7 protein-coding genes are annotated in these 9,083 nt (G+C 61.9%); 6 read left to right on the forward strand and 1 reads right to left on the reverse strand.

Annotated elements, in window-relative coordinates:
- Positions 1-411, reverse strand: a 411-nt coding sequence (locus MOV75_RS17340; protein ID WP_247006249.1) for a single-stranded DNA-binding protein, incomplete at its 3' end; no start/stop codon positions are given.
- Positions 412-858: 447 nt separating this feature from the next.
- On the opposite strand from MOV75_RS17340, the gene MOV75_RS17345 reads away from it, so the two are divergent.
- From MOV75_RS17345 to MOV75_RS17370, 6 genes are all read left to right on the forward strand, one after another.
- Entirely contained in the window at positions 859-1,608 is a 750-nt protein-coding gene (locus MOV75_RS17345) for an outer membrane protein (protein WP_247006252.1), read from the forward strand.
- Between the two features lie 228 nt (positions 1,609-1,836).
- Positions 1,837-2,529, forward strand: coding sequence for an outer membrane protein (locus MOV75_RS17350; protein ID WP_246927167.1), 693 nt, complete (start codon positions 1,837-1,839; stop codon positions 2,527-2,529).
- Between the two features lie 223 nt (positions 2,530-2,752).
- Positions 2,753-3,499, forward strand: coding sequence for an outer membrane protein (locus MOV75_RS17355; protein WP_246927164.1), 747 nt, complete (start codon positions 2,753-2,755; stop codon positions 3,497-3,499).
- 284 nt (positions 3,500-3,783) lie between these two features.
- Positions 3,784-6,765 (forward strand): excinuclease ABC subunit UvrA, encoded by a 2,982-nt coding sequence (gene uvrA, locus MOV75_RS17360; RefSeq protein ID WP_246927158.1) that lies wholly within the window; start codon positions 3,784-3,786, stop codon positions 6,763-6,765.
- Positions 6,766-7,282: 517 nt separating this feature from the next.
- The gene (locus tag MOV75_RS17365; protein WP_247006254.1) at positions 7,283-8,542 is read left to right on the forward strand and encodes a reverse transcriptase domain-containing protein; all 1,260 of its coding nucleotides are present in this window, start codon (positions 7,283-7,285) and stop codon (positions 8,540-8,542) included.
- A 13-nt stretch (positions 8,543-8,555) separates the two neighbouring features.
- On the forward strand, positions 8,556-9,083 hold a 528-nt coding region (locus MOV75_RS17370), incomplete at its 3' end, for an HAD-IA family hydrolase (RefSeq protein ID WP_247006257.1).

A 9,083-nucleotide genomic window follows, 5' to 3' on the forward strand; every position in this document is an offset into this window, starting at 1 on the left:
GGAGGAGCCGAAATCGCCGCCGGGCTCGTCGCCGAAGCTGCCGCCTCCACCGCCGCCGCCGCGGCCGTCGAGCATCGTGAGCGTCGAGTTGAAGCCCTGGAGCACCACCTCTGTCGAGTACTTCTCGACGCCGCTTTGATCGGTCCATTTGCGGGTCTGGAGCGCGCCCTCGATGTAAACCTTGGCGCCCTTCTTCAGGTATTGTTCGGCGACCTTGCAGAGACCCTCATTGAAGATCACGACGCGGTGCCACTCGGTCTTCTCCTTGCGCTCGCCGGAATTCTTGTCGCGCCAGGTCTCCGAGGTGGCGATGCTCAGATTCGCGATCGGCCGCCCGTCCTGGGTGCGGCGGATTTCAGGATCCTTGCCGAGATTTCCAACCAGAATGACCTTATTGACGCTTCCCGCCATCGCCGCTCTCCACTCCGAATGCCACTGAATTCAAAAGGCCGAGCCCGCTACCCGCGTTCCTCTGCGCCTGTTGAAGCGACCCTATACACTTGCGGGCGCCGCTCAGTCCGTCACCCCAGGGTTATCCCCACTATATAGCACCTACCGCCAATCTGTTCCAGATTTGTTCCCGCAGAAATCGCCGCCAAATGTGGAGACCGGATGGCGTCTATATGGCGCCGTGATGGCAATGGGAATGGAACCCACTCGAGTTCCCATGAACGGCAAATACCACTTAACATTCATTAAGTTAGGGGCAGGTCGATTACCCTCAACTGTTGCGCTCCGGGCACGGACTCTGCCGCCCAATCGGGCTATCGTTGTGCCTCGAATTGATGCAAATGGGCCTCGCGCCTGATAGTCCGCCTCGGGGAACAGTGAGAGGCGGATACGACTGGGGAGATTGCAATGAAGAAGATCCTGTTCGGCTTGGCCGGCGCGGTTGCGCTGACCCTCTCGGCTCCGGCCGGTGCTGCGGACCTCGCGGCCCGTCCCTACACGAAGGCGCTGGTCGCGCCGCCCGCTCCGATCTATACCTGGACCGGCTTCTACGTCGGTGTGCAGGGCGGCGGTGCCTGGGGCCGCAGCGACGAAACCTTCTTCGGCGCTCCGAATACGGCGATCTTTGCTGGATCGCAGAATTACGACACCACCGGCGGCTTTGTCGGCGGCGTGTTCGGCTACAACTGGCAGTCGGGTCCGGTCGTGTTCGGCATCGAGGGTGATTACCACTGGGCTGACATCAACGGTCGGTCTGCCGAGATCAATGCCGGCGTCGGCGACACCTATTTCACGAGAATCCGCGGCTTCGGCGACATCAAGGGCCGTCTCGGCTACTCGACCGGCCCCGCTCTGTTGTTCGTCAGCGGTGGCGCTGCAGTCGGCGACATTCAGCACCGCTATGATGGCATCCCCGGAAACGTCTTCATCCAGAACAACACCCGCTGGGGTTGGACCGTCGGCGCCGGCGCGGAATACATGTTCGCTCCGAACTGGTCGGCCAAGGTCGAATACAACTACATCGACTTCGGCAGCAGCTCGATCCAGTACACCGCCGTGCCCACCAACCGCTCCGAGTGGACCGATACCGTTCACACGGTCAAGGCAGGCGTGAACTATCACTTCAACTGGGGCGGGCTGGGCACCACCAGGTACTGATATCCCTCTGACATCATTGAAGTCTAAGGCCGGCCTCGCGCCGGCCTTTTTCGTTTGACCGCAAGCCAGATGAGTCAGTCACGCTTACGTTTTGGGCACCCTGTGGCTTTTCGGAGACACAACTTGCGGCTTTGGTGGTGTAAGTACGGCGTCAGTTGGACACAGAGTCCGCTGCCCTTCCGCCCGCGGAAGGCAACAACAGAAACTGGGACTGGGATTAAGTTGAAAATGAAGAAGGTTTTGTTGGCTTCGGCCTGTTTGTTCGCTCTGGCGGCCCCCGCTTCGGCTGCTGATCTCGCGGCTCGCCCCTACACCAAGGCTCCGGTCGCTCCGATGGCTTCGGTCTACAACTGGACCGGCTTCTACCTCGGTATCGTCGGTGGCGGCGCCTGGGAAAACGCTTCCGGCGACCCGAAGATGAAGGGTGGCTTCGTCGGCGGCACCGCCGGCTACAACTGGCAGACCGGCAACGTCGTGTTCGGCCTCGAGGCCGATGCTGCCTGGGCTGACGTCAGCGCGTCCGTCACCGGTCCGATCCTCGTCCCCGGCTTCGGTGTTGCCACGGCGACTCTGAGCTCGAAGACGGATGCGATGGGCACCGTTCGCGGCCGCATCGGCTGGGCCGTCAACAACGTCCTGTTCTACGGCACGGGTGGCTATGCCTGGATCGACAACAAGCTGAGCGCCAGCGCTCTCGGCGTGAGCATCTCCGACAGCAAGTTCCACTCGGGCTGGACCGTCGGTGCGGGCGTCGAGGCGTTCTTCGCTCCGAACTGGACCGTCAAGGGCGAGTACCTCTATCGCAGCCTCGGCGGCGAGACCTACTTCTCGGGCGCCGTGCCCACCGGCACGCTCAACTTCCACACCGTTCAGGTCGGCGTGAACTATCACTTCGGCGCCCCGGTGGTTGCCAAGTACTAAGCTTCGCTCCAACGCATCGCGTTACGAAAGGCCGGCCTTGCGCCGGCCTTTTTGTTTGTGCGCGCCACCCGCCTGCCGGCTGGCATTTTTCGCGAGATGTGGCGTTCGGGTGACACAACCTTTGGCTTCAATGGTGTAAAGCTACGACATCAACTGGGTTGTAGGTCCGCTGCTCTTCCGCTTTTTGGAAGGCAAAATCGAGAAACGGAACTGGGGAATCGATATGAAGAAGATTTTGCTGGCTTCGGCCGGTTTGCTCGTACTCAGCGCGTTGGCACCGGCCTCGGCGGCCGATTTGGCGGCCCGCCCCTACACCAAGGCTCCGGTCGCGCCGATCGCAATCTATAATTGGAGCGGTTTCTATATCGGTCTCAACGGCGGTGGCGCCTCGAGCCGCAATTGCTGGGACGTCAACAATATCTTTGGCGTTGCGGGACCGGACACGGCTGAAGGCTGCCACAATGCAACCGGCGGCGTCGTCGGTGGCCAGGTGGGCTATCGCTGGCAGTCGGCCAACTGGGTGTTCGGTCTCGAAGCTCAGGGCGACTGGGCCAACCTGAAGGGCTCGAACACGAGCATTGTGCTTGGACCGCTGGTCAACCAGACCAAGATCGATGCGATTGGCCTGTTCACCGGCCAGATCGGCTATGCCTGGAACAACGTGCTCTGGTACGTGAAGGGTGGCGCGGCCGTCACGCACGCCAAATATAACGGTCTGCTGGGCGGCGTCGTCCTCGATAGCGCCACCGAGACTCGCTGGGGCGGCGCGGTCGGCACTGGCGTGGAATTCGGTTTCGCTCCGAACTGGTCCGTCGCGATCGAGTACGACCATCTGTTCATGGGCAAGCGCAACAACTCGTTCACGATTCTCGGCGTCAACGATCGCATCGACCGTATCAAGCAGGACGTCGACATGGGCACCGTCCGCCTCAACTACACCTTTGGCGGCCCCGTCGTCGCCCGGTATTGATCGGAAGTCCTGATCTATCGACGTCACATCGTCACGAAAGGCCGGCCTTGCGCCGGCCTTTTTGTTTTGCGGGCACGTCCTGCGAGGTTCCGCTCGCCCCGCTCCTGCCAGATGCCGCCAGCGCGCCAACAATCCGTTGACGATTCGCAACTCCCTCTGGAAATCCGCCCGCGTTCTTCCTACGTTCGCTGCCAACCCCATCGGCGCCGATCCCGGTTCCGGGCGAAGCGCGCCTTGACGTTGGCGCGATCGCGAGCCTTTGGGCTTCCTTGAGGGCAACTCGGATGGATGAAGTGATTAAGGCGAAGCGCCAACAGCAGAACGCGGGGGCACACCTGCGCGCAATTACGATCCGTGGCGCGCGCGAGCACAACCTCAAGAACATCGATGTCGAGATTCCCCGTGACAAGCTGGTGGTGTTCACCGGCCTGTCAGGCTCCGGAAAATCCTCGCTCGCCTTCGACACGATCTACGCCGAGGGCCAGCGCCGCTACGTCGAATCGCTGTCGGCCTATGCGCGCCAGTTCCTGGAGATGATGCAGAAGCCTGACGTCGACCAGATCGACGGCCTGTCGCCGGCGATCTCGATCGAGCAGAAGACGACCTCGAAGAACCCCCGCTCCACCGTCGGCACCGTCACCGAGATCTACGACTACATGCGCCTGCTCTGGGCGCGCGTCGGCGTGCCCTATTCGCCGGCCACGGGCCTTCCGATCGAGAGCCAGACCGTCTCGCAGATGGTCGACCGCGTGCTGGCGCTGCCCGAGGGCACCCGCCTCTATCTGCTCGCACCCGTCGTGCGCGGCCGCAAGGGCGAGTACCGCAAGGAGCTCGCCGAATGGCTCAAGAAGGGCTTTCAGCGCGTCAAGATCGACGGCACCTTCCATGAGCTGGCGGAAGCGCCGACGCTCGACAAGAAATTCCCGCATGACATCGACGTCGTCGTCGACCGCATCGTGGTGCGCGCCGACATCGGCCAGCGTCTCGCCGAGAGCTTCGAGACCGCGCTGAAGCTGGCCGAGGGCCTTGCCGTCATCGAGTATGCCGATGCACCGGCTGCTGCGGCCGCGCCTGCAGAAGAGAAAAAGAAAACCGCAAAAATCCACGACAAGAGCGGGCCCGAGCGCATCCTGTTCTCGGAAAAGTTCGCCTGCCCGGTCTCCGGCTTCACGATTCCCGAGGTCGAGCCCAGACTCTTTTCCTTCAACAACCCCTACGGCGCCTGCCCCGCCTGCGGCGGCCTCGGCGTCGAGCAGCATGTCGACGAGGACCTCGTGATCCCCGACAAGGAGCTCGCGATCGGCAAGGGCGCGATCGCGCCCTGGGCCAAATCGTCATCGCCCTATTACGTGCAGACGCTGACCGCGCTCGGCAAGCACTACAAATTCACGCTGACCACCAAGTGGAAAGACCTGCCGAAGAAGACGCAGAACGCGATCCTGCACGGCTCCGGCGAGGACGAGATCAAGTTCTCCTACGAGGACGGGGTGCGTTCCTACGACACCAAGAAGCCGTTCGAGGGCGTCATCACCAACATCAACCGCCGCTATCGCGAAACCGAAAGCGAATGGGCGCGCGAAGAGCTGGCGAAGTATTTCCACGACGTGCCCTGCGAGGGCTGCAAGGGTTTCCGGCTCAAGCCCGAGGCGCTGTGCGTCAAGATCGGCACCAAGCATATCGGCGAGATTTCGGAACTGTCGGTCAGGAAGGCCGGCGAATGGTTCGAGACCGTGCCTGATGCGCTGAACACGCAGCAGAACGAGATCGCGGGACGTATCCTGAAAGAGATCCGCGAGCGCCTCACCTTCCTGCTCGACGTCGGCCTCAACTATCTCACCCTCTCCCGCTCCTCCGGCACGCTGTCCGGCGGCGAGAGCCAGCGCATTCGCCTGGCCTCACAGATCGGCTCGGGACTGACAGGCGTGCTCTACGTGCTGGACGAGCCTTCGATCGGCCTGCACCAGCGCGACAACGCCCGCCTGCTCGACACCCTCAAGCGACTGCGCGACCTCGGCAACACCGTGATCGTGGTCGAGCATGATGAGGACGCCATCCTCCTCGCCGACCACGTCCTCGACATCGGCCCCGGCGCCGGCATGCATGGCGGCAACATCATCGCCGAAGGCACGCCCGCCGAGATCATGCGCAACCCGAAATCGCTGACCGGCAAGTACCTGACCGGCGAGCTCGAGGTCGAGGTGCCGGAGCGGCGGCCGCCGAACCATCGCCGCACCATCAAGGTGGTCAACGCGCGCGGCAATAACCTCAAGAACGTCACTGCCGAAATTCCGCTCGGCCTGTTCACCTGCGTTACCGGCGTGTCCGGCGGCGGCAAGTCGACGCTCCTCATCGACACGCTCTACCGCGCCATCGCCCGCAAGCTGAACAATGCCAGCGAAGGCGCCGCCCCGCACGACCGCATCGAGGGCCTAGAGCACATCGACAAGATCATCGACATCGACCAGTCGCCGATCGGCCGCACCCCGCGCTCGAATCCGGCGACCTACACCGGCGCCTTCACGCCGATCCGCGAATGGTTCGCCGGCTTGCCCGAGTCCAAGGCGCGCGGCTACGAGCCCGGCCGCTTCTCCTTCAACGTCAAGGGCGGCCGCTGCGAGGCCTGCCAGGGCGACGGCGTCATCAAGATCGAGATGCACTTCCTGCCCGACGTCTACGTCACCTGCGACGTCTGCAAGGGCAAGCGCTACAACCGCGAGACGCTGGAGGTGTTGTTCAAGGGCAAGAGCATCGCCGACGTGCTCGACATGACCGTCGAGGAAGCCGCCGACTTCTTCAAGGCGGTGCCGCGCGTGCGCGAGACCTTCCAGACGCTGCATCGCGTCGGCCTCGACTACATCCATGTCGGCCAGCAGGCCACGACGCTCTCCGGCGGCGAAGCCCAGCGCGTCAAGCTGGCCAAGGAGCTGTCCAAGCGCGCCACCGGCCGCACGCTCTACATCCTGGACGAGCCGACCACCGGCCTGCACTTCCACGACGTCAAGAAGCTGCTGGAGGTGCTGCACGAACTGGTCGCGCAGGGCAACACGGTGGTCGTCATCGAGCACAACCTCGAAGTCATCAAGACCGCAGACTGGGTCATCGACCTCGGCCCCGAAGGCGGCGACGGCGGCGGCGAGATCGTCGCCTGGGGCCCGCCGGAGGACATCGCGAAGGCGCCGCGGAGCTATACGGGCAAGTTTCTGGCGCCGGTGCTGAAGAAGGCGGGGAAGCCGAAGCGCGGGCGGACAAGCGAGGCGGCGGAGTGAGCTGCCCCTGTGGATAGAGGAGCATAGGACTGGCGCTTGGCGCCAGTTCGTCATATGTTCACCCCGTTGGGAATTGTTTCTCTCTCGGGGACGACCCTCACAAACGTCTGTTCTTGGAACGTTGCGATCGACGCGCGCAAGCGTGCCGGCTGCGAACTTCGCCGACACAACAGGTGCGTCATCGACGCAATCGTGTCGCCAGGAGCAAACGGAGGTGCCCATGCCTGGGGTGCAGAAGTCGAAGCGGGCTAAGCGCATTTGTAACGGCGCCGCCCGGGTCGGGGAACGGTATCACAACACCACCTGTTCATGCTTTGTTCTAATCGCGCTCTGCGTGATTTGGACCTACTTTGAACAGGCCGCTTTTGAGCTGGATGCAAGTCTGTCTCTTAGTGCGGGGACCAGAGTGACGTTGCGATCGACGCGCGCAAGCGTGCCGGCTGCGAACGTCGCCGACACAACAGGTGCGTCATCGACGCAATCGTGTCGCCACTTCCATCAGGCTTAGGCTGCACCCATGCTCGAACCTAAGCCTGTGGGTAGTGCCCTGCGAAGCAGGCCTCGTCGAATCCTTGCCAAGTCCCGCCTGCGGCATGTTTGGGACGAGTCACGCGATTCAAGCAAGCGAGCGGGAGCGCCCGGGATCGACAATGAATCCGCGCGGCAATTCGCTGCCAATCTCGACTCCAATCTCGACGAAGTCGTCAAACGTCTCCACAATGGAAGTTATGGGTTCTCGCGACTGCGACCTGTATTTATTGAGAAGGAAGGGTCCAACAAGGAGCGGGTGATTTGCATCCCGACAGTTCGAGACCGGCTGGTTCAGAGAACGATCGTCGAGTATCTCGTCACTTCACAAAGGATTCCCATCCACAACTCGTCGTCGTTCGGCTTTATACGAGGACTAGGGACTGCAAACGCCATCGCGAGAGCTGTCGAACTCAGGTCCGTTTACGAGTGGTGTCTCAAGACAGACATCGAAAGCTTTTTCGACCAGGTGCCGCGCCAACTGCTCAAAGGAAAAGTTGCGGCAACCCTTCAAGATCACAGTCTGGTCCCGTTGATCTGCAATGCGATCGACTGCGAGATCAAGGGACCCCCCGATGTACAAGCGAGAGCGACACGTCAAGGCATCCGCCATGGGTCGGGAATACGCCAAGGCATGCCGTTATCACCCCTTCTTGCAAACTTGGTGCTGTCTAGATTTGACCCCGCCATAGAGCGACGCAAAATCCCAATGGTCCGCTACGCAGACGATCTCCTGCTATTTTTCGGCTCGAGAGAGGAAGCACAGCGTGGCCAGCAGTTCGTGGAAGGCCAGCTCGCGCGAGCCGGCCTAAAGCTATCGCAAGCAAAGACAACTCTTCACGGCCCTGAAAAGCACGTGTTGTTCTTAGGGTTGGAAATAGCATTTCTCGGAACTCCGTCGAAATACGTGGCCCGTGTCTCCCCCAAGCAAATCCTCAGAATCCAAGATCGACTCGAAACGGAATACGCTTACTCAAACATTGTGAAATCTTCGAACATTAAGACCCTGAGCGACGCTGTCGTCGCGCTATCCAGATCCGTTGCGGCTTATCTTGGAGCCTATCACCAAGCCGACAACTACGTACGCCTTTTGTCTGACCTAGAGCGCACGATGAAAAAAGTGCAATCAAATCTATATACCGACATCTTTGGCGCAAAAGTGATCGGGACTCTCGATGACGCAAAGAAGCGCTTTCTTTCGATAGAGAATGTTTCGGCCCCAGAGCCGCTGCACGATCTCGGTTGGTAACGCTCCTTCTCCCATGCCCTACGCCCTCGTCATCTTCGATCTCGACGGCACGCTCGCCGACAGCTTCCCTTGGTTCCTGCGTGTCGTTAACGACATCGCCGATCGCTTCAATTTTCGTCGTGTCGCTGATGAGGACGTCGAGGGCCTGCGGCAGGCCTCGACGCGGGAGATTCTCGGCCGCCTCGATGTGCCCTTGTGGAAGCTGCCGGCGATCGCGCGGCATGCGCGGCGGTTGAAGGCGGAGGCGGCAGCGGAGATTTCGCTGTTTGCGGGTGTCGAGACGATGCTGCGGACGCTGGCCGAGAACGGCGTGCAGCTCGCGCTGGTGACGTCCGATAGCGAAGCCAATGCGCGCGATAAGCTTGGCGAGGCCGCCGCGCTGTTCTCACATTTCGATTGCTCGGCATCGCTGTTCGGCAAGGCCGCGAAATTCCGCCGGGTCATCCGCCGCGCCGGCGTGGAGCCTGCCCAGGTGATTGCGATCGGCGACGAGGTCCGAGACATCGAGGCGGCGCGGGCGGCGGGAATTGCCTGCGGCGCG

The organism is Bradyrhizobium sp. PRIMUS42 (assembly GCF_023006515.1).
GTDB lineage: Bacteria > Pseudomonadota > Alphaproteobacteria > Rhizobiales > Xanthobacteraceae > Bradyrhizobium.

Bases quoted from the DNA above. Each gene is read 5' to 3' on its own strand.
- MOV75_RS17355 (WP_246927164.1), top strand. From the start codon at position 2,753: ATGAAGAAGATTTTGCTGGCTTCGGCCGGTTTGCTCGTACTCAGCGCG.
- uvrA (WP_246927158.1), top strand. From the start codon at position 3,784: ATGGATGAAGTGATTAAGGCGAAGCGCCAACAGCAGAACGCGGGGGCA.
- MOV75_RS17365 (WP_247006254.1), top strand. From the start codon at position 7,283: ATGCTCGAACCTAAGCCTGTGGGTAGTGCCCTGCGAAGCAGGCCTCGT.
- MOV75_RS17345 (WP_247006252.1), top strand. From the start codon at position 859: ATGAAGAAGATCCTGTTCGGCTTGGCCGGCGCGGTTGCGCTGACCCTC.
- MOV75_RS17350 (WP_246927167.1), top strand. From the start codon at position 1,837: ATGAAGAAGGTTTTGTTGGCTTCGGCCTGTTTGTTCGCTCTGGCGGCC.